This is a genomic window from Nocardioides immobilis (assembly GCF_003515065.1).
Classification (GTDB): Bacteria; Actinomycetota; Actinomycetes; order Propionibacteriales; family Nocardioidaceae; genus Nocardioides; species Nocardioides immobilis.
In genome coordinates, this window is sequence record NZ_QXGH01000030.1 from 95,902 (window position 1) to 114,040 (window position 18,139).

21 protein-coding genes and 1 riboswitch are annotated in these 18,139 nt (G+C 70.7%); of the genes, 10 read left to right on the top strand and 11 right to left on the bottom strand.

Features of this window, described 5'->3' with window-relative positions:
- Nucleotides 1-50 precede the first annotated feature (50 nt).
- On the top strand, nucleotides 51-809 hold the full coding sequence (locus D0Z08_RS23530; RefSeq protein WP_182481454.1) for an AfsR/SARP family transcriptional regulator: 759 nt from the start codon (nucleotides 51-53) through the stop codon (nucleotides 807-809).
- 22 nt (nucleotides 810-831) lie between these two features.
- On the opposite strand, the gene D0Z08_RS23535 is transcribed toward D0Z08_RS23530, so the two are convergent.
- The 5 genes from D0Z08_RS23535 to cobN form a co-directional block, all read right to left on the bottom strand.
- A complete protein-coding gene (locus tag D0Z08_RS23535) occupies nucleotides 832-990 on the bottom strand; it encodes a DUF1059 domain-containing protein (RefSeq protein ID WP_118927708.1) in 159 nt (52 codons plus the stop codon).
- Between the two features lie 45 nt (nucleotides 991-1,035).
- Entirely contained in the window at nucleotides 1,036-1,770 is a 735-nt protein-coding gene (locus D0Z08_RS23540) for a cobalt-precorrin-6A reductase (RefSeq protein WP_118927709.1), read from the bottom strand.
- Nucleotides 1,767-3,146 carry a cobyric acid synthase gene (locus D0Z08_RS23545; RefSeq protein WP_118927710.1) on the bottom strand — a complete coding sequence of 460 codons (1,380 nt, stop codon included), beginning with the start codon at nucleotides 3,144-3,146 and terminating at the stop codon, nucleotides 1,767-1,769. Before D0Z08_RS23545 ends, D0Z08_RS23540 begins: the two co-directional genes overlap by 4 nt.
- 109 nt (nucleotides 3,147-3,255) lie before the next feature.
- Nucleotides 3,256-3,990 (bottom strand): precorrin-6A synthase (deacetylating), encoded by a 735-nt coding sequence (cobF, locus tag D0Z08_RS23550; protein ID WP_118927711.1) that lies wholly within the window; start codon nucleotides 3,988-3,990, stop codon nucleotides 3,256-3,258.
- Complete coding sequence (gene cobN / locus D0Z08_RS23555) at nucleotides 3,987-7,661, bottom strand: cobaltochelatase subunit CobN (RefSeq protein WP_245994354.1); 3,675 nt, start codon at nucleotides 7,659-7,661, stop codon at nucleotides 3,987-3,989. The genes cobF and cobN overlap by 4 nt, the downstream gene beginning before the upstream one ends.
- A riboswitch (cobalamin riboswitch) is annotated at nucleotides 7,661-7,790 on the bottom strand. Its footprint overlaps the gene before it by 1 nt.
- Between cobN and D0Z08_RS23560 the strand changes: the two genes are divergently transcribed.
- Nucleotides 7,787-8,173 (top strand): hypothetical protein, encoded by a 387-nt coding sequence (locus tag D0Z08_RS23560; RefSeq protein WP_147381520.1) that lies wholly within the window; start codon nucleotides 7,787-7,789, stop codon nucleotides 8,171-8,173. It overlaps the preceding riboswitch by 4 nt.
- 123 nt (nucleotides 8,174-8,296) lie before the next feature.
- Here the strand turns inward: D0Z08_RS23560 and D0Z08_RS23565 are convergent, their stop codons facing one another.
- Nucleotides 8,297-9,850 carry an AMP-binding protein gene (locus D0Z08_RS23565; protein ID WP_118927713.1) on the bottom strand — a complete coding sequence of 518 codons (1,554 nt, stop codon included), beginning with the start codon at nucleotides 9,848-9,850 and terminating at the stop codon, nucleotides 8,297-8,299.
- 180 nt (nucleotides 9,851-10,030) lie between these two features.
- Here D0Z08_RS23565 and D0Z08_RS32320 point away from each other — a divergent pair, with 180 nt between their 5' ends.
- From D0Z08_RS32320 to D0Z08_RS23580, 3 genes are read left to right on the top strand one after another with little or no spacing between them, the layout of a single operon-like run.
- Nucleotides 10,031-10,363, top strand: a complete 333-nt coding sequence (locus D0Z08_RS32320) for a hypothetical protein (protein ID WP_182481455.1) — start codon at nucleotides 10,031-10,033, stop codon at nucleotides 10,361-10,363.
- Nucleotides 10,302-11,813 carry a sensor histidine kinase gene (locus tag D0Z08_RS23575; RefSeq protein ID WP_245994357.1) on the top strand — a complete coding sequence of 504 codons (1,512 nt, stop codon included), beginning with the start codon at nucleotides 10,302-10,304 and terminating at the stop codon, nucleotides 11,811-11,813. Before D0Z08_RS32320 ends, D0Z08_RS23575 begins: the two co-directional genes overlap by 62 nt.
- Nucleotides 11,798-12,466 carry a response regulator transcription factor gene (locus D0Z08_RS23580; RefSeq protein ID WP_118927716.1) on the top strand — a complete coding sequence of 223 codons (669 nt, stop codon included), beginning with the start codon at nucleotides 11,798-11,800 and terminating at the stop codon, nucleotides 12,464-12,466. The genes D0Z08_RS23575 and D0Z08_RS23580 overlap by 16 nt, the downstream gene beginning before the upstream one ends.
- Nucleotides 12,467-12,482: 16 nt before the next feature.
- Here D0Z08_RS23580 and D0Z08_RS23585 read toward each other — a convergent pair whose 3' ends face one another.
- Nucleotides 12,483-13,391: a serine/threonine-protein kinase gene (locus D0Z08_RS23585; protein WP_118927742.1), complete on the bottom strand. Its 909-nt coding sequence runs from the start codon at nucleotides 13,389-13,391 to the stop codon at nucleotides 12,483-12,485.
- Nucleotides 13,392-13,395: 4 nt separating this feature from the next.
- On the bottom strand, nucleotides 13,396-13,767 hold the full coding sequence (locus tag D0Z08_RS31745) for a hypothetical protein (protein ID WP_147381521.1): 372 nt from the start codon (nucleotides 13,765-13,767) through the stop codon (nucleotides 13,396-13,398).
- A 119-nt stretch (nucleotides 13,768-13,886) separates the two neighbouring features.
- Between D0Z08_RS31745 and D0Z08_RS23590 the strand changes: the two genes are divergently transcribed.
- On the top strand, nucleotides 13,887-14,144 hold the full coding sequence (locus tag D0Z08_RS23590) for a superinfection immunity protein (RefSeq protein ID WP_118927717.1): 258 nt from the start codon (nucleotides 13,887-13,889) through the stop codon (nucleotides 14,142-14,144).
- 7 nt (nucleotides 14,145-14,151) lie between these two features.
- Here D0Z08_RS23590 and D0Z08_RS23595 read toward each other — a convergent pair whose 3' ends face one another.
- Nucleotides 14,152-14,682 (bottom strand): hypothetical protein, encoded by a 531-nt coding sequence (locus D0Z08_RS23595; RefSeq protein ID WP_118927718.1) that lies wholly within the window; start codon nucleotides 14,680-14,682, stop codon nucleotides 14,152-14,154.
- Nucleotides 14,683-14,940: 258 nt separating this feature from the next.
- Here D0Z08_RS23595 and D0Z08_RS33835 point away from each other — a divergent pair, with 258 nt between their 5' ends.
- Nucleotides 14,941-15,120 (top strand): hypothetical protein, encoded by a 180-nt coding sequence (locus D0Z08_RS33835; protein WP_118927719.1) that lies wholly within the window; start codon nucleotides 14,941-14,943, stop codon nucleotides 15,118-15,120.
- Here D0Z08_RS33835 and D0Z08_RS32720 read toward each other — a convergent pair.
- The gene (locus D0Z08_RS32720; protein WP_342772374.1) at nucleotides 15,036-15,686 is read right to left on the bottom strand and encodes an SDR family NAD(P)-dependent oxidoreductase; all 651 of its coding nucleotides are present in this window, start codon (nucleotides 15,684-15,686) and stop codon (nucleotides 15,036-15,038) included. The genes D0Z08_RS33835 and D0Z08_RS32720 overlap by 85 nt on opposite strands.
- Here D0Z08_RS32720 and D0Z08_RS23610 point away from each other — a divergent pair.
- A complete protein-coding gene (locus tag D0Z08_RS23610) occupies nucleotides 15,668-16,141 on the top strand; it encodes a winged helix-turn-helix transcriptional regulator (RefSeq protein WP_118927720.1) in 474 nt (157 codons plus the stop codon). The genes D0Z08_RS32720 and D0Z08_RS23610 overlap by 19 nt on opposite strands.
- Nucleotides 16,142-16,225: 84 nt before the next feature.
- Here the strand turns inward: D0Z08_RS23610 and D0Z08_RS23615 are convergent, their stop codons facing one another.
- Nucleotides 16,226-16,831, bottom strand: coding sequence for an alpha/beta fold hydrolase (locus tag D0Z08_RS23615; RefSeq protein WP_118927721.1), 606 nt, complete (start codon nucleotides 16,829-16,831; stop codon nucleotides 16,226-16,228).
- Between the two features lie 46 nt (nucleotides 16,832-16,877).
- On the opposite strand from D0Z08_RS23615, the gene D0Z08_RS32325 reads away from it, so the two are divergent.
- Together D0Z08_RS32325 and D0Z08_RS23620 are read left to right on the top strand one after the other, a co-directional pair.
- The gene (locus D0Z08_RS32325) at nucleotides 16,878-17,117 is read left to right on the top strand and encodes a hypothetical protein (RefSeq protein WP_182481456.1); all 240 of its coding nucleotides are present in this window, start codon (nucleotides 16,878-16,880) and stop codon (nucleotides 17,115-17,117) included.
- Nucleotides 17,114-17,557 carry a GMC family oxidoreductase gene (locus D0Z08_RS23620; protein WP_182481457.1) on the top strand — a complete coding sequence of 148 codons (444 nt, stop codon included), beginning with the start codon at nucleotides 17,114-17,116 and terminating at the stop codon, nucleotides 17,555-17,557. Before D0Z08_RS32325 ends, D0Z08_RS23620 begins: the two co-directional genes overlap by 4 nt.
- The last annotated feature ends 582 nt before the right edge of the window (nucleotides 17,558-18,139 follow it).

Consider the following 18,139-nt stretch of genomic DNA (forward strand, 5'->3'; position numbering starts at 1 on the left):
GGATGCAGCCGCGCCGTTGGCGCAACCGTGGCGGAAAGGTTGGCGAAACCTTGGCGTGGTCCCTGCGAGTGCAGCTCTGCGGCCACCTCGCGATCAGTCGCGACGGCGTCCGGGTCGAAGCGCGCCTCCCGGGAAAGCAGGGCGCCCGCCTGCTCGGCTACCTGGCCGTGAACCTGGACCGCTGGGTCACCCGGGACGAGCTCGTCGACGCGGTGTGGGGCGACAGCCCTCCGCCGGACGCGGGCGGAGCGCTGGCTCCGCTGCTCTCGAAGGTACGACGGGTCGTGGGAACCGAAAGGATCGACGGGCGCACCTCACTGCGGTTCGTCGCGGCCGACGAAGCACTCGTCGACGTGCACTGGGCCGTCGACGCGCTGCACCGGGCCGAGTCGGCCGCGGCGGCCGGCGACTGGCGCGGAGCCTTCCAGCCAGCACACACGGCCCATCTCATCGGATCCCGGACCTTCATGCTCGGCCACGAGGCGCCCTGGATCGACGCCTGGCGGCCGCGGCTGACCGAGGTCGGCCTGCGTGGACTGGAGATCCACGCCCGGTGCCTGCTCGAGCTGCCGTCGGAGTCGCGTGCGGAGACGGAACGGCTCGCCCGCGACCTGGTCCACGAGGCACCGTTCCGCGAGAGCGGCTACCGACTGCTGATGGAGGCCCTGGAGCGCACCGGCAACCGAGCCGAGGCACTGCGTGTCTACGAGGGCCTGCGTCAGCTGCTCGCCGAGGAGCTCGGCACCAGCCCGGACCCTCAGACGACGGCCATCCACGAGCGGCTGCTCCGCCTGGACAGCCGGGCCTGACGGCCGCAGCGCCGGTCGTAGGTCAGACCAGCTCGGCCTGGGCGAGGATGTCCTCGCGCTGGACCATGCCGATCATCTCGGGGTGACTGTCCTTGATATGGGCCTGGGCCTTGATCCACAGCGCGTCGTCGTCCTCCGCGCGGAAGGTGTAGCCGCAGGTGCAGCAGATCTGTAGGGCCATGGCAGCCTCCAGGGGCCGGGATTCCTGGCCTCAGCGTACGCCCGATCAGGCTCGTCGAGCGGCCACCCAGGCAGTTGCCCGTGCGACCTCGGTGACCGTCTCCACGCCCACCGGGCCGGGCGCCCGTCGTACGACGACGACCGGGACGCCGAGCGTGGCCGCGGCCTCGAGCTTCGGCCAGGTGTAGGACCCGCCGGAGTCCTTCGTGACCAGCACGTCGGTCCGGTGGTCCCGCATCAGGGCCAGCTCGCCGTCGAGCAGGTACGGGCCGCGCGAGGTCAGCAGCGTCCAGGCGGGCGGGAGCTCGATCGCAGGTACGTCGACGACCCGGGCCAGTGCCGCCCGCTCCCCCAGCGCCGGGACGAAGCGGCCCAGCTCCTGGCGGCCGACCGTCAGGAACGGGCGAGCGCCGAGGTCGCGCGCGGCGGTCGCCGCCTCCTCGTGGGTGTCGACCCAGGTCCAGGACGGCCCGGAACGGTCCGCCCAGCCGGGCCGTTCGAGGCGGAGCAGCGGGACGCCCTCGGCCGGGCAGGCGGCCGCGGCGTTGGCCGTCATCCCGGCCGCGAACGGGTGCGTCGCGTCGACGACGACGTCGTACTCACCGAGCGCCGCGCGCAGGCCCTCGACTCCCCCGAACCCGCCGATCCGCACCGCACCGACCGGCAGCCGGGGTTCCGCGACCCGTCCCGCGAGCGACGTGACCACGTCGACCCCGGCGTCGACCAGCGCGGCGGCGAGCTCGCGCGCCTCCGACGTACCGCCGAGGATCAGCACCTTCACCGGGCCAGCTCCAGCAAGGCATCGACGTCGAGGTGCTCCTCGACCAGGTCACCGAGGACGTCGAGACGGCGCTCGCGCGCTTTCGGGAACGATGCGGCCGACTCGACGTCCAGCGCCTCGCGGAGGTACGACGACCGGACCGCGTCGTCCTCGAGCGACCCGTGCACCATCGTCCCGACGACGGTGCCGGAGCGGGTCTCGCCCGACACCCGGCCGTGGTGGATCTCGTAGCCGGAAGGCTCCTGCAGGCGCAGCACCTTCTCCGCGCCGAACGTCGTGGTCAGCTCCAACAGGCCGAGCCCCTCGACCTCGGCACCGGCCACGCCCTCGACGCCCTCCGGGTCGGCGATCGTGCGCCCGAGCATCTGGCAGCCACCGCAGATCCCCAGGACCGGCCGTCCCGAACGGGCGTGCTCGACGATGGCCCGGTCCAGCCCCCGCGACCGCAGCCACGCCAGGTCGGCCGTCGTCGACCGGGTGCCGGGCAGCACGACGAGGTCGGCCTCGGCCAGCCGCGCCGGGTCGGACACGAACACCACGTCCAGCCCGGGCTCCAGCCCCAGCGCGTCGACGTCGGTGAAGTTGCTGATCCGCGGCAGCCGCACGACGGCCACCTTCCGAGCGCCTTCGGCGGAGCGGCGACCCTCGAGATCGAGCGCGTCCTCGGAGTCGAGCCAGAGATCGGGGTGCCACGGGAGGACGCCGTACGTCGGCCGGCCCGTCCGCTCCTCGAGGTCCGCGAGCCCCGGCCGCAGCAGGTCGACGTCGCCGCGGAACTTGTTGACGACGAACCCCTTGATGAGCGCCCGGTCGGCCTCGTCGAGGAGCATGACCGTCCCGTACGCCGACGCGAACCACCCGCCGCGGTCGATGTCGCCCACCACGATGGTCGGGACGTCGCCGTGCTGCGCGAGCCCCATGTTCACGTAGTCCGACGCCCGCAGGTTGATCTCCGCCGGGCTGCCGGCGCCCTCGGCCACCACCAGGTCGAACCGCGACCGCAGGTCGTCGAACGCCGCGAACGCCGACGCCGCCAGCCGCTCGCGGCCGGAGGTGAAGTCGCGCGCGGAGATCTCGCCGTCCGGCTGCCCCATCCGTACGACGTGGCTGCGGCGGTCGCTGCCCGGCTTCAGCAGGACCGGGTTCATCGCGACCTCGGGGGTGACGCCGGCCGCGAGCGCCTGGACCCACTGGGCACGGCCGATCTCCCCCGCGACGCCGTCCTCACCGACGACGACCATCGAGTTGTTCGACATGTTCTGCGCCTTGAACGGCGCCACGTCGATCCCGCGCCGGGCGAGCGCCCGGCACAGCCCGGTCACCACGACGCTCTTGCCGGCGTCGGAGGTCATGCCGGCGACGAGGAGGGCGGTCATTGCAGGAATCCCCGGTCGACCGGTGATTCCTGCACTTGTCGGCCGTTGCAACACCCAACAAGTGACAGAACTGCCTGCCCGATGTGACCCATGGGGCTGTAGATGACCATCACCCGGCGGCCCTCCGCACCACGAAGATGTCGAGCACCCACCCTGCCGCGCCCCGGATCCGCTCCCGCGCCATGGCGATCTCCTCGAGCACGTCACCCACCCGCCCCGCCACCAGCTCCTCCTCGGGCCGGCCCAGGTTGCCACCCCACCAGATCGTCCAGTCCTCGAGCCCGTCGAGCTCGACGGAGCGGTTCAGCATGACCGCGATGTTCGTCTGCCCGGCCGACACCGCGTCGGCCAGCAGCCGGCCGGTGGTGACGTGCAACGGCTGCCCGATGTCGTGCAGCACGATCCGGTGGCGCGCGGCCAGCAGCTGGAGCGCACTGATCCCGGGCACGACGTCGTACTCCACCTCGACCGAGCCCCGCTCCGCGATCGCCTCCACGATCCGGATCGTGGAGTCGTAGAACGCCGGGTCGCCCCAGACCAGGAACGCGGCCGTGCCCGGCCGCTCCGCGAGCACCGCCTCGTAGGCCGCCACCCGGGCGGCGTGCCAGCCGGCGACGGCGCCGACGTACCCGCCGTCGCCCGTCGGTTCCCGGTCCCGCGCCGGATCGGGAACCACCACGACCGGCACGCCGTACGCGTCGGCGATCTCGCGCCGGATCGCGAGCAGCGCATCGCCGTCACGCTTCTCCGCGGCGATCACGTAGTCGGCGTCGCGGAGCGCGTCAGCGGCCTCGGGGGTGACCTGGTGCGGCCCCATCCCGATGCCGATGATGCGGACCCTCATCTGTCCTCCAGCTCGCCCTCGACCTCGAGGTAGACCGCCTGCAGCGCGGCCATCACCTCCGGGTCCGGCTCCTCCCACAGGCCGCGCTCGGCGGCCTCGTGCAGGCGCTCCACCATCCCCCGCAGCGCCCACGGGTTGGAGCGGCGCAGGAACTCCTGGTTGGTCTCGTCGAGGACGTACTCCTTCGCCAGCGCCTGGTACATCCAGTCGTGGACGACCCCCGCGGTGGCGTCGAACCCGAACAGGTAGTCCACGGTCGCCGCCTGCTCGAACGCGCCCTTGTAGCCGTGCCGCTGCATCGCGCCGATCCACCGCGGGTTCACGACCCGGGCACGGAAGACCCGGTTGGTCTCCTCCTGCAGGGTCCGGGTGCGGATCGCGTCGGGCGAGGTCGAGTCGCCGACGTACGCCTTCGGGTCCGCACCGGACAGCGCACGAACGGTGGCGACCATGCCGCCGTGGTACTGGAAGTAGTCGTCGCTGTCGGCGATGTCGTGCTCGCGGCTGTCGACGTTCTTGGCCGCCACCTTGATCCGGCGGTAGTTCGTGCGCATGTCGTCGGCAGCCGGTACGCCGTCCAGCCCACGCCCGTAGGCGAAGCCGCCCCACGCCGTGTAGACCTCGGCGAGGTCCTTGTCGTCGCGCCACGACCCTGCCTCGATCGCCTGGAGCAGCCCGGCGCCGTACGCCCCCGGCTTGGAGCCGAAGATCCGCGTCGTCGCGCGCCGCTGGTCGCCGTGCGCCGCGAGGTCGGCCTGGGCGTGGGCGCGGACGAAGTTCTGGTCGGCCGGCTCGTCGAGCCCTGCGACCAGCTGGACCGCGTCGTCGAGGAGCGCGACCACGTGCGGGAACGCGTCGCGGAAGAAGCCGGAGATCCGCACCGTGACGTCGATCCGCGGCCGACCCAGCTCGTCCAGGGGTACGACGGCGAGCTCCCGAACCCGGCGCGACGCCTCGTCCCACTCGGGCCGGACGCCGAGCAGCGCGAGCACCTCGGCGATGTCGTCGCCGGACGTCCGCATCGCGCTGGTGCCCCACACCGACAGGCCCACGGACTCCGGGTAGGAGCCCTCGTCGTCGAGGTACCGCTGCAGCAGCGAGTCCGCCATCGCCTGGCCGGTCTGCCAGGCGAGGCGGGACGGGACCGCGCGCGGGTCGACCGTGTAGAAGTTCCGCCCGGTCGGGAGCACGTTGACCAGGCCGCGCAGCGGGGATCCCGACGGTCCGGGATGCACGAACCCGCCGTCCAGCGCGTGCAGCACGGCGTCGAGCTCGTCGGTCGTCCGGTCGAGCCGGGGCACCACCTCGGTCGCGGCGAATGCGAGCACGCGCTGCACCTCCGGGTCGTCGTGCAGGTCGGCCGCGGCTCGCGGGTCCCACCCGGACCGCTCCATCGCCTCGACCAGGGCCCGCGCCTGCGCCTCGATGGCGTCGACGGCCGTGGTCGCCTCCCCCTCCTTGAGGCCGAGCGCGGCCCGCAGGCCGGGCACCGCCTGCGCCTGGCCGCCCCACACCTGCGCCGCCCGCAGGATCGCGAGCACCAGGTTGACCCGCGCCTCGCCGGCCGGCGCACCGCCGAGCACGTGCAGGCCGTCGCGGATCTGCGCGTCCTTGATCTCGCACAGCCAGCCGTCGACGTGGAGCAGGAAGTCGTCGAAGTCGTCGTCCTCGGGGCGCTCGTCGAGCCCGAGGTCGCGGTGCATCTCGGCGGTCTTCATGAGCTGCCAGATCTCGCCCCGGATGGCCGGCAGCTTGGCCGGGTCCATCGTGGCGATGTTGCCGTACTCGTCGAGCAGCTGCTCGAGCCGCGCGATGTCGCCGTACGACTCCGCCCGCGCCATCGGCGGGATCAGGTGGTCCACGATCGTGGCGTGTGCGCGCCGCTTGGCCTGGGCGCCCTCACCGGGGTCGTTGACCAGGAACGGGTAGATCAGCGGCAGGTTGCCGATCGCCGCGTCGGTCGCGCAGGACGCGGACAGCGCGGCGTTCTTGCCCGGCAGCCACTCCATCGACCCGTGCTTGCCGAGGTGGACGACGGCGTGGGCTCCGAAGCCTCGCTCCACCCAGCGGTACGCCGCCAGGTAGTGGTGGCTCGGCGGCAGCTCGGGATCGTGGTAGATCGCGACCGGGTTCTCGCCGAAGCCCCGCGGCGGCTGGATCATCAGGACCACGTTGCCCGCGCGCAGGGTCGCGAGCACGATCTCGTTCAGCCCGTTCACGAACAGCCGACCCGGCGCCTCGCCCCACGCCTCGACCATGCTCGAGCGCAGGTCGTCGGGCAGGTCCTCGGTCCACGCCTGGTAATCGGCGGCGGTGACCCGCACGTGCGCCTCGGTGAGCTGCGCGTGGGTCAGCCACTCCTCGTCCTGCCCACCCGCCGCGATCAGCGCGTGGATCAGCGCGTCGCCGGCCTCGGTGTCGTCGTCACCGTCGATGATCCGGGTGATGTCGTTGTCGCCCCCCAGGTCGTAGCCCGCGTCCCGCAGCCGGCGCAGCATCCGGACTGCCGAGACCGGGGTGTCGAGGCCGACGGCGTTGCCGATCCGGGCGTGCTTGGTGGGGTACGCCGACAGCATCAGCGCGAGCCGTCGCTCGGCCGGCGGCGTACGCCGCAGTCGGGCGTGGTTGACCGCGATCCCGGCGACCCGGGCGCAGCGCTCGGGGTCGGCGACGTACCGCGGCAGCGCCTCCGGGTCCTCCGGGTCGGTCTCCTTGAACGAGAACGGCGCCGTGATGATCCGCCCGTCGAACTCCGGGATCGCGACCTGGCTGGCCGAGTCGAGCGGGCTGACGCCGTCATCGGACGCCTCCCACTCCGCGCGGCTGCTGGTGAGGCAGAGCCCCTGCAGCACCGGGATGTCGAGGGCCGCGATCCGCTCGACGTCCCAGCTCTCGTCATCACCCCCGGCGCTCGCCTCGGCCGGGACGGTGCCGCCAGCCGCGAGCACGGTCACGATCAGCGCATCCAGCGTGCCGAGCGCCTCGAACAGGTCGTCCGGCGCCGACCGGAGCGACCCCGCGAAGATCGGTACGGCGACCGCGTCGCCCGTCGCGTCCACGGCGTCGGCAAGGGCGTGCACGAACGCGGTGTTCCCACTCATCTGGTGCGCGCGGTAGTAGAGGATCCCGACGCGGGATACTCCCTGACGTTTCTGTCGTGAATTCGGCCAGGTAACGACAGAAACGTCAGGGACTATCGCGATTTCGGGGGTCGAGCGCTCCAGCACCCCCCACACCGGGACGACCTGAGGCGGTTCGAAGCCCTCGCCTGTCAGCAGGACCGTGTCGGAGAGGAACGCATGGAGCTGGGCCAGGTTCCCAGGGCCGCCCTCGACCAGGTAGCGGTGCGCGTCGGCTGCGATCCCGACGGGCACCGTCGAGACCGCCATCAGCGCCGCGTCGGGGGTCTGCTCGCCGCCGAGCACGACCACCGGACGACCGGCGCTCTTCACCGCGGCGAGCTCTGCGTCGTACTCCTGCGGCGAGCCGAGGAGCCGCACGATCGTGAGGTCCGCATCACCGGCGAGCCGCGCGAGGTCCGCAACGTCGGCGCGGGCCGGGTTTCCCAGCAAGTAGTCGGCGCCACTCGCGCGCGCGGACAGCAGGTCGGTGTCGGACGTGGACAGCAGCGCGAAGCGCATCGGGTCCTCCTCGGGGTTCTCGCCCCTCATCGGTCGGCAGCCCCGTGGCCAGTGTCTGGCTGTCCCTCATCGGGATCACAGTGGCGGAACCGCCCCGGACTCACACCGGGTTCCTGCTCCACGGGACCTGTTCTGCAGACCCTACGGTTAGGTCCGTGTCGTCCGACCAGCAGCCCACTCCTCGACCAGTGGTGCTGGTCGACGGCCTGACCCGGGAACAGCTGCTCGCGATCGTCGGCGATGCCCGCATGGCCACCGACGCCCCGCTCGACCTCGAGGGACACGGCAGCTCCGGCGTCGCCGTACTCAGCCTCGCCCTGCACCAGCGCCGCCTCGGTCTCGAGCTCGCCCACGTCGCCTGCATCGACGCCCGCGGCGAGGAGGACCCGGTGAGCGGCCGGCCCCTCGTCGTACCGACGCCACCGAGGGCCCCCACCGCGATCACGTTCGTGGCCGGCCGCGACGATGCGTCGGTGGCCTGGACCACCGAAACCGCCGCCGCCTTCCGCTCCGCCGGCTGGGCGGTCACATCCCTGGGCTGACGCCCGCGCCGCCGCCACTCCGGCCCCATTGATCACATCGCCCAGGCAAAACTGGCGCCTGTCGGCCGTTGCATTGGCCGATAAGCGCAGGAATCACCGGCGGACCGGTGATTCCTGCAGCCGTCAGTTGACCTGCCGGTCCCGCCCTTCCCAGTACGGCGCCCGCAGCTTGAACTTCTGCAGCTTGCCCGTCGCGGTGCGGGCGAGCTCGGAGCGGAACTCCACCGAGGTCGGCGCCTTGTAGCCGGCCAGTCGCTCCTTGCACCAGGCGATCAGGTCGGCCTCCATGTCGGGGCCGCCCTCCGCGCCCGAGGCCAGGACGACGAGCGCCTTGATCGTCTCGCCCCACTTCTCGCTCGGGACGCCGATCACGGCGACCTCGGCGACGGCCGGATGGGAGAAGAGGGTGTCCTCGACCTCGATCGAGGAGACGTTCTCGCCACCGGTGATGATCACGTCCTTCTTGCGGTCGGCGATCGTGAGGTAGCCGTCGTCGCCGAGGATGCCGCCGTCGCCGGTGTGGAACCAGCCGTCCTTCAGCGCGGCCTCGGTCTCCTCCGGCTTCTCCCAGTAGCCCTCGAGCACCACGTTCGACCGGGCGAGCACCTCGCCCGAGCCCTCCTCGGACTCGTCGATCCTGAGCGTGACGCCGATCGCCGGCGCCCCGGCCCGGGTGAGCTTCTGCGCCCGCTCCTCCGGCTCGAGGTCGTCCCACTCAGCACGCCGGCGGTTGATCGTCAGCAGCGGCGAGGTCTCGGTGAGCCCGTAGATCTGGATGAACTCCCAGCCCAGCTCCTGCTCGACCCGCGCGACAGTCTTCGTCGGCGGCGGTGCGCCGGCCATGATGATCCGCACCCGGTCGCGGCCGGGGATCTCGCCCTCCCAGTCCGGCAGTGCGTCCAGCACCGCCGCCGCGACGGCCGGCGCAGCGCACATGACGGTGACGCCGTGGTCGCGCACCCGGCGCAGGATCTCGACGCCGTCGACCTTGCGCAGGACGATGTGCTGCGCGCCGACGCCGGTCATCGCGAACGGCATGCCCCAGCCGTTGGCGTGGAACATCGGCAGCGTGTGCAGGTAGACGTCGCGGTCGCTGATCGTCGTGTGCAGGCCGAACGTGATCGCGTTGGTCCAGATGTTGCGGTGCGTGATCTGGACGCCCTTGGGCCGCGCCGTCGTGCCCGACGTGTAGTTGATCGTCGCGGTCGCGTTCTCGTCGTGCTCCCACGGCTCGGGCTCGACGCCCGGCTCCGCGTAGAGGTCGGAGTCGGTGCCGAGGACGAACTTGTGCTCGCAGTCGACGCCCTTCAACGACTCCTCCAGCTCCGGGTCGACGTAGAGAACCCGGGACCCGGACTGCTCCACGATGTACTGCACCTCGTCGGGACGCAGCCGGAAGTTCACCGGCACCAGCACCCGGCCCCAGCCCGACACACCGAAGAACGACGTCAGCAGCCGGCTGCTGTTGTGGCTGACGACCGCGACCCGCTCGCCCGGCGCGATGCCGAGCTGGTCGAGGCGCGCGGCCTGCCGGCGCGCGAGGTCGCCGAGCTGTGCGTACGTCAGCTCTCCCTGGCTCGCTGCGGGCTGCATCGGCTCGTCGACGACGCCGACCCGGTCGCCGTACACGGTGACGGCACGGTCGAGGAAGTCACGGACGCTGAACGGTACGAACATCGGTCCCTCCGGCTGCGGTGAGGTGGTGACGAGCGCCACTCTATGGCCGGCAGGGGTTGCGAGGGCGTTGCCGGACTACGTCGTACGACGAACGGGCGCCGGCCTGCGACGAGCGGATGATGAGAGTCCTCTCACCCGGCCCACACGTTCCTGCCACCATCCGTCAGGATCGTAGGTGTCATGAGCCCGCTGCTGAAGTACCTGCTCCCCCTCGCCGTCGTGCTGCCCCTCGGTGGCTTCGTGGCGGGCTCGCTGGTGAGCGCTGCCCAGGACGACCCTGCCCCCCGGACCCCGATCGTGCTGCGTGACGACGAGTCCTCGACGACGCCGACCACCGACCCGCCGACCGGGCAGCCCACGGACCCGAGCCGACCGTCGGAGGACGACGACCCGGAGTCCGACGACGATGACGATGACGACCATGTCGTCAGGCCCTCGCCGGTCGAGGAGGATGACGACAACGATCAAGGCGGGGACGACGATGACGGCGGGGATGACGGGGACGACGACTGATCCGCCGCGCCACCGGGTCGGCTTGTCGGTCCGGATCCGGATCACCGCTGCGGTCGCCCTGCTGGTCACGGTGGCGCTGGCCGGCGCGGGCCTGATCGTCTACGTCGTGGAGCTCGGCCGCATCGACGGCTCCGTGCAGCGCGAGGTCGAGCAGGAGCTCGACGAGTTCGGCAGGCTCGAGGACAACGGGATCGACCCCGACACCCGGCGCCCGTTCGACTCCGTCGACGCGCTTCTCCGTACGTTCCTCGAGCGCAACGTCCCGGACGACGACGAGCTGCTCGTCGGGTGGATCGACGACCAGCCCGAGGTCTGGTGGCCGGACGACTCCCTCGTCGACGACCCGGTCTTCCTCGAGGCCGCGCAGCCGCTCGCCGCCGAGGGCGGCACGGTTCGCCTGGACACCGACGCCGGCGAGATCCGGATCACCAGCCAACCGGTCCGCCAGGGCGACACCACCGGCGCCCTGCTCGTGGTCGCATATCTCGACGAGGACCGCGCCGAGCTCGCCTCGACGATGCGGACCTACACGATCGTTGCCCTGCTCTCGCTCTTCATCATCACCTGGGTGGCGTGGTGGCAGTCGGGGCGGCTGCTCGCCCCGCTCCGCACGCTGCGCCGTACCGCCGACGAGATCAGCGCCACCGACCTGTCGCGCCGGGTGCCGACCACCGGCAACGACGACATCACCGCGCTCACCCGCACCGTCAACGTGATGCTCGACCGGCTGGAGGCGGCCTTCGTCGGCCAGCGGCAGTTCCTCGACGACGCCGGGCACGAGCTGAAGACGCCCCTCACCGTCCTGCGCGGACATCTCGAGCTCCTCGACACGGCGAGCCCGGACGAGATCGCCGAGACCCGTGAGCTCCTGCTGGACGAGGTCGACCGGATGTCCCGGCTCGTCGGCGACCTGATCCTGCTGGCGAAGAGCGACCGACCCGACTTCCTGAGCCCGGTCGAGGTCGACCTCGGAGACCTCGGCGCCACCGTGATCGCCAAGGCACGGGCTCTCGGCGACCGCCGGTGGGTCCTCGACACGACGTACGACGCCGCGAGGGAGCTCGTCGTGCTCGACGAGCAGCGGCTCACGCAGGCGCTGCTCCAGCTTGCCGACAACGCGGTGAAGCACACCGACACCGGCGCCGAGATCGGGATCGGCACGGCGGTCGTCGACGGAGTCGTCCGCTGCTGGGTGCGCGACACCGGGCACGGGGTCGAACCCGCCGACCGGGAGCGGATCTTCGAGCGCTTCGGCCGCAGCGCCGTCCAGGCCGACGACGAGGGCTTCGGGCTCGGCCTGTCCATCGTCGCGGCCATCGCGGCCGCTCACGGCGGCCGCGCGTACGTCACCGACCCACCGACCGACCACCCGCGGGGCGCGATGTTCGTCATCGAGATGCCGGCGGTCCGCCCGATCCGAGAGGACGAAGCCGCATGGCTCGGATCCTGATCGTCGAGGACGAGCACCGCATCGCGTCCTTCATCGGCAAGGGCCTGCGCGCGGAGGGGCACACCGCGGTGGCGGTCGCGGACGGCCCGACCGGTCTCGACCACGCCCTCAGCGGCGACTTCGACCTGGTCGTCCTCGACATCGGCCTGCCGCGGATGGACGGGTTCGAGCTGCTCGACCAGCTCCGGTCGCAGGGATCGCGGGTGCCCGTGATCGTGCTGACCGCCCGCGACTCCGTCGGCGACACCGTCTCCGCGCTCGAGGGCGGCGCCGACGACTACATGCCGAAGCCGTTCCGCTTCGCCGAGCTCAACGCACGGATCAAGCTCCGGCTGCGGCAGGTCGCCGGCGGCGGCGACGGGCGCCCGGAGGCGCTCACGGCCGGGCAGGTGCGGCTCGACCTCCGCACCCGCCGCGCGTCCGTCGCCGGCCGACAGATCGACCTGTCAGCGAGGGAGTTCGCGCTCGCCGAGATGTTCCTGACCAACGCCGGCCAGGTGCTCTCCCGCGAGCAGCTGCTCGACCACGTCTGGGGCCTCGACTTCGACCCCGGGTCCAACGTGGTCGACGTCTACGTCGGCTACCTCCGCAAGAAGTTCGGCTCCGACACGATCGCGACCGTCCGCGGGATGGGCTACCGCTTCAACGGCTGAGCAACCGTCGCCGCCCTCACACCGGCCGGGCGTTCACCTTGAACGTCAAGCGCGCCCTCGGTTGCCGCGCGAGCACCGGCTCGAGCGCCTCGGCGATCTCGTGCGGGAGCGGGCGGTCGCCCGGCCGGGGCTCCAACGCCGCGGAGACCACGTCCACCACCTCAGTCGGCACGCCCGACGGCAGCCGACCCGGCGGCTCGGCGACCTGCGGGTGCCGTTCGGCCGGCGTACCACCCTCCCGGTCCCCTGCCCGGAACGGCCGCTCCCCCGTGATGGCGTGGAAGAGGGTCGCCCCGAGGCCCCAGACGTCGCTGGCGAAGCCCGGCACGTCGCCCGCAGCACCCGGGACCGCCTGCTCGGGCGCCAGGTAGGCGTCGGTCCCGATCACGCCATGGATCGCCGCCGCGGTGGCGGACGAGCGCGCGACGGACAGGTCGATCAGCCGGGCCGGTGAGCCCATGATCAGGTTGCTGGGCTTGATGTCGAGGTGGCAGACGTCGACGTGCCGGAAGTAGTGGAGCGCCGAGGCCACGTCGATCGCGAGCGGCACGTACTGCTGCCCGGACAGGCGCCCGTGCCGCCGGATCAGCGTCGACAGGCGGGGGCCCTCGATGTGCTCGAGGACGAGGTGCGGCCGCGGCCCGTCGACGTCGTACCGCAGTGCGCGCACCACCCCCGGGTGGTTGGCGATCTCGAGCGCCGTCGCCTCGCGCTCGAGCCCGTACAGCGTCTCCGGGTCGTCGACCTCGGTCGGCCGGACCACCTTGACCACGACCGGGCCGTAGGTGATCTCGTCGAAGGCGAGGAAGGCCTCGTACGCCGATCCACCCCCGAGCAGCCGCAGGGCGGTCAGCTCGGGGGTGATGGCGTCGCCTTCGCGCAGCCGCCAGCTCTCGTCGGCGGGTGCGGCGAGGGTCGAGGTCACCACGTCACCGGGTGTTGTGACGCGACCGGTCGTTGGTCCGGTTCTGCGACCAGTCCCGCTTGCGCGTGTTGGTGTTGTCGCCGGTCCAGTCCTTCACCCGACGGCCACTCCGGCTGTCGTCGCGACCGCTGCGGTCTCCGGTGCGGGACGCGTCCCCACTGTTGCCGGACCGGCTGTTCGTGTTGGTGTCGCGGGCCAGCCGGTTGGTGTCGTCGTCATCGTCGTCGTCAGCCAGTACGACGTCGGCGGCGTCCTCGTCGCGCTTGAGGATGGTCTGGTCCGAGCTGGCCGTGGCGCTCTGCTGGAACGCCATGAGGCCGGTGGCCACCAGTCCCGCGAGGCCCAGCGTCATGATCCGGAGCGGATTGATCTTCATCGTGTTCGCCCTTCCTTGTCGTTGTCGGCGATGAGGAAGAGCCAATCGGTGGCCGGTGAGTCCCCCATGAGTCGCCGATGAGAGGACTCTCACGCGTCCGGAGCCATTAGGGTGCGCGCATGTACCTGGAGATCGTCACCGACAAGCAGGACCGGGCCCGCCAGGCCCTGATCGCGTGGGCGGCGACGTTCGCGACGTGCGGCTACCTGCTGCCGTGGGCGATCGCGACCACCCGCGGCAAGGCCAACGCGCAGGTGATCGGGGCGATCAACTTCTTCACCGGCTGGACGGTGATCGGCTGGTTCGTCGCGCTCACCATGGCCGTCGGCGGCCACCGGGTGGCCGGACTCCGGGTCTGGACGGAGCCCGGCCGCTGAGCCGGCGTCAGCCCCGCTGGAGGGCGAGCAGCCCGCCCGCCGTGTCGCTGGCGCCGTCACCGAGACGGCTCCAGGCGAAGAACCGCCCCATCGCCGGCGCGGGCGCGTCGGGGTCGTTGCGCGGCCGCGGGAAGCAGCGCTGAGGCGCAGAGACCCGGATGAAGTCGTCGGCCGAACGCCACGCGACCCGCATCCGCGCGCACGGATCGGGTGCACAGTCCTCCCGGCCGCAGCTCAGGAACCGCGCCCGAGTCTCGCCGTCCACGCGGTGGACGATGATCAGCACGCTGCGGGCGGGCGGGGACGCCGTACCGCCCCAGTAGTGGAAGTTGAACTTCCCCTTCTGCCTCAGGTTGCGGACATCGACCCGCATCGTGAACCAGCGGTTGCCGTTCTCCACGCTCAACCTGGTCAGGTCGATCTTCGCCGGAGCGTCACCGCTCGGGTGGTCCAGGCTGCCGCTCTCGGCCCCGGCGGGCGTCGCCGCCCCGCCGAGCACCAGCAGTGCGGCCAGGATCGTCAGTACTGCTCGTCTCATCTCTGCTCCTGTCGTCATGCGTCTACGCCTTCAAGGACGCAAGACCCAGGGGAAGGGTTGCTCGACAACAGATCTGACTCTGGTGGGCGCAACAGGGATCGAAATTGTCTGCCACCGAACGCGCGCAACAGGGATCACCTGCCAAAACCCGTCTCTGACCTGCGAAAACACGAACCTGTGACGTAGCCACGAGCGGACAGCGGAGGGCACGAATACACTGCTCCAATCGCACGTTCATCGCACGCGACGGAGGCAGGGATGGCGAGGAGGGCGGGTTCACGGGGGTTCGGCAACATTCGCAAGCTGCCGAGCGGCCGACATCAGGCGTCCTACTCCGACCCCGACGGGCGCACCTACCTCAGCGCCAACGGAAACCCTCGCCTGGTCCGGTACGCCGCCCCCTGCTCTACGGGCCCGGCCAGGGCGCGCTTGACCTGACGGGAGAGGTCGTCGGCAAGGACCTCGTAGTCGCCGGCAAGCAGGCCGGTGTAGGCCTGGGAGACCACGTCGTCCGGTGCGTTCTTGGGGACGTCGAGCCCAGCCGTCATCGGAGTGTCGGTGTAGCCCACGTAGAGCGCTGTTACCAGCGTGCCGTTCTCGGCCAGCTGTATGCGCTGGGTGTTCGTCGCCGACCACAATGCAGCCTTCGTGGCGCTGTAGCCATCCCCGACGCCGATCCACGACAGCACGGACAGCACGTTGAGGAGTGCTCCCCCGCCGTTGGAGGCGAGCACCGGCGCAAAGGCATGGGCGACGGCCACGGCACCGAAGAAATTCACACAAGGGCAACAAGTCCGCGATCTCGGGCAGCCGGGTCGAAGTGACGCTGCGCCACACGGGCGACGACTGGAAGATCGCGGGCCTGAACCCGGTGTGATGGTCGAACCCGTCGGGCTCCGGCAGCGGCGAGGATGCTGAGAACTACAGAGTCTCGTGATTAGACTGTGCACGTCAACCCACGTATTGCGACCTTGTGAGGATCCTGATGGCCACGCCCGCGGCACTCGCCTACTCCGCAGTCAACTGCACCGTCGGCCGGACGATCGCGATCCTCGGCGAGCGCTCGACCCTCCTGGTGATCCGCGAGATGGTCAACGGGATCCGCCGCTTCGAGGACATCCGGGTGCGCACCGCGATCCCCAGACAGACACTCGCCGACCGGCTGCGGCTACTGGTCGAGCACGGAATCCTCCGCAAGGAGCCGTACCAGGCCCACGGGCAGCGGGCACGCCATGAGTACCGCCTCACTGACAAGGGCCTCGCGCTCTACCCGGTCCTGATCGCGATGGCGCAGTGGGGCGACCGCTACCTCGCCGACCCCGAGGGCCCGTCGGTGCGGTTCGAGCACCGCGACTGTGGAGCCAAGGTCGACGTGACGCTCACCTGCGCCAACGGCCACGAGGTGAGCGACCCGCGCCATGTGATCCCCCAGCCGGGGCCGGGCGCGCATCTGCGGTGAGTGTTCGCACGTCGGGCTCGACCGCGACGACGCCGCAGGCTTATCCGGGCATACCAGCTGTCGATGTCTCGCCTCGAGGTCGTGCTACGTCCCGGAGCTCGAGCGGTCGACACTGCCGGTCATTTCTAGGACCGTCCGGACGACGAGCGCCGGGGCGTCGTACGTCGGGACGTGTCCGACGTCCGGGAGCACCATCTGTTCGGCGTGTGGCACCAGCGATGCGAATCGGGAACCGTAAGGAGTCTGAGGCAGGAGTGCGTCATGTTCTGACCAGGCGATGCGGACGGGGCAGTCGATTGCCCCCAGCGTGTGCTCGGTGGTCAGGAACCACTGCCTGAGTGGTCGCGCGACCGTGCAATGAATGAGTCCGTTCGTCAGATCCAGCGCCGCCTCGGGTGACATCCGGTCGCCATGCTGCACCGCGAGCTTGAGGGTCGCTCGCCGCCCAGTGGGCGAGCTGAGCAGAAACGGGAGCAACGGCTTTGCCGTCAAGAGCATCTGACGTCCGACGGCAAGCTTCAGACCCAGCGTGCGGAGGTGAGGGCCGGAGGGCTCCCAGCCGAGGGCCAGCGCAAGGGCTCGCCCGGCGGCAATCTGCTCACAGTCAAGTCCCGCGCAGTCGTCGTCGCTGCGGGTGCGATCCAGACCCCGGCACTGCTCCAAGCGATCCGGGCTTGGCAACCCGAACATCGGTAAGCACCTGCGGCTGCACCCGGCCACCGGGCTGTGGGCCCGGATGCCCGAACTGGTGAACCCATGGGAAGGCACGCTGCAGGCCCGATACGTGGACGAATGGACCGACCTGGACGGCGACGGCTACGGCGTTCTCTTCGAGACCGTTCCGATGACTCCGGCGTTCAGTTCCGGATTCGTGAATTGGCGCAGTGGAGCCCGGCACCTCCAGCGAATGCAGGATCTCAAGAACATGCTCTGCATCGCCATCCTCGTCAGGGACAAGGCCCCGGTGGCACGGTGAAGATTGGCAAGGATGGCGAGCCGATCGCCAGCTACGTCCTCTCACCGGGCGACACCGAACTGCTGATGAAGGGGTTCGAGGGCTCTGCCCGGATGGCAGAAGCCGCGGGGGCGACGACGCTGTTCACCACGCACCAGCAGACGGTGAGCTACGAGCCGGGCAGGGGCGGCAGTATCGAGTCATTCATGGCGGAGGTGCGCAAGCGCGGAGCGGCGCCGGCGAGCCTCTCCCTCGCCTCGCTACACATCATGGGCAGCGCTCGGATGGGCGGAGCGTCGGACACGTCCGCGCTGAACCCGGACGGCGAGACCTGGGACGTGAAGAACCTCGTGGTCGCGGACGCATCCTGCTTCCCGACCGCGTCGGGAGTGAACCCGATGATCTCGATCGAGGCGATCGCTTACATGAACGCGAAACGGCTGGCCGCGAAGCTGATTTGAGTTCGAGACGGTGGCAGCGCACCCTCGTCAACCGCTGGACCGAACTACACGGACCCCGACAGCTGACGACCGTGCCCGAGCCCATCCGCATCGCGCGCGCCGGCCCCCGGGGAACCAGGTCGGGCAGCAAGGCGGTCGGTATGGCGCACCTGACCTACATGAGATCAACGAACCATGCCACGGCGTCGAGCGTGCCGGCCAGTACAGGTGCCAGAACTTGGCGAGCGTGTCCCAAGATCCCTCAGTATCAAACTCGTTCGTCGACGAGGAAGCATGCGCTAGCGCTTCAAAGGCGATTCACGCGTGGGCCGTCTCCTCACCGACTGCCGGGGGAAGCGATCACGAGGCCGCGCGGTTACTCAGCACCTCACACGTGTAGGTACACACCGCGAGCCGCTGAAGGAGATGTGTCATGGTCGGAGAAGTATTAGTGGCAGATGAGACTTTCCGAAAGTGGGCGGTTTCTGGCCATCGTCGCGAATCAGGGTGTGACGAGTTGCCTGTGCCATCGTGCCATCAACTGCCTGGGTGAGCGATCGCCGAGGCAGAGCCGTGGGCGGTCGTTGAGCTCGTCGGCCACTT

Bases quoted from the DNA above. Each gene is read 5' to 3' on its own strand.
- D0Z08_RS32325 (WP_182481456.1), top strand. From the start codon at position 16,878: ATGCCCGAACTGGTGAACCCATGGGAAGGCACGCTGCAGGCCCGATAC.
- D0Z08_RS23615 (WP_118927721.1), bottom strand. From the start codon at position 16,831: ATGTTCGGGTTGCCAAGCCCGGATCGCTTGGAGCAGTGCCGGGGTCTG.
- cobF (WP_118927711.1), bottom strand. From the start codon at position 3,990: ATGAGGGTCCGCATCATCGGCATCGGGATGGGGCCGCACCAGGTCACC.
- D0Z08_RS23590 (WP_118927717.1), top strand. From the start codon at position 13,887: ATGTACCTGGAGATCGTCACCGACAAGCAGGACCGGGCCCGCCAGGCC.
- D0Z08_RS33835 (WP_118927719.1), top strand. From the start codon at position 14,941: ATGGCGAGGAGGGCGGGTTCACGGGGGTTCGGCAACATTCGCAAGCTG.
- D0Z08_RS23610 (WP_118927720.1), top strand. From the start codon at position 15,668: ATGGCCACGCCCGCGGCACTCGCCTACTCCGCAGTCAACTGCACCGTC.
- D0Z08_RS23565 (WP_118927713.1), bottom strand. From the start codon at position 9,850: ATGTTCGTACCGTTCAGCGTCCGTGACTTCCTCGACCGTGCCGTCACC.
- D0Z08_RS31745 (WP_147381521.1), bottom strand. From the start codon at position 13,767: ATGAAGATCAATCCGCTCCGGATCATGACGCTGGGCCTCGCGGGACTG.
- D0Z08_RS23575 (WP_245994357.1), top strand. From the start codon at position 10,302: ATGACGACAACGATCAAGGCGGGGACGACGATGACGGCGGGGATGACG.
- D0Z08_RS23535 (WP_118927708.1), bottom strand. From the start codon at position 990: ATGGCCCTACAGATCTGCTGCACCTGCGGCTACACCTTCCGCGCGGAG.
- D0Z08_RS23545 (WP_118927710.1), bottom strand. From the start codon at position 3,146: ATGACCGCCCTCCTCGTCGCCGGCATGACCTCCGACGCCGGCAAGAGC.
- D0Z08_RS32320 (WP_182481455.1), top strand. From the start codon at position 10,031: ATGAGCCCGCTGCTGAAGTACCTGCTCCCCCTCGCCGTCGTGCTGCCC.
- D0Z08_RS23595 (WP_118927718.1), bottom strand. From the start codon at position 14,682: ATGAGACGAGCAGTACTGACGATCCTGGCCGCACTGCTGGTGCTCGGC.
- cobN (WP_245994354.1), bottom strand. From the start codon at position 7,661: ATGAGGGGCGAGAACCCCGAGGAGGACCCGATGCGCTTCGCGCTGCTG.
- D0Z08_RS23580 (WP_118927716.1), top strand. From the start codon at position 11,798: ATGGCTCGGATCCTGATCGTCGAGGACGAGCACCGCATCGCGTCCTTC.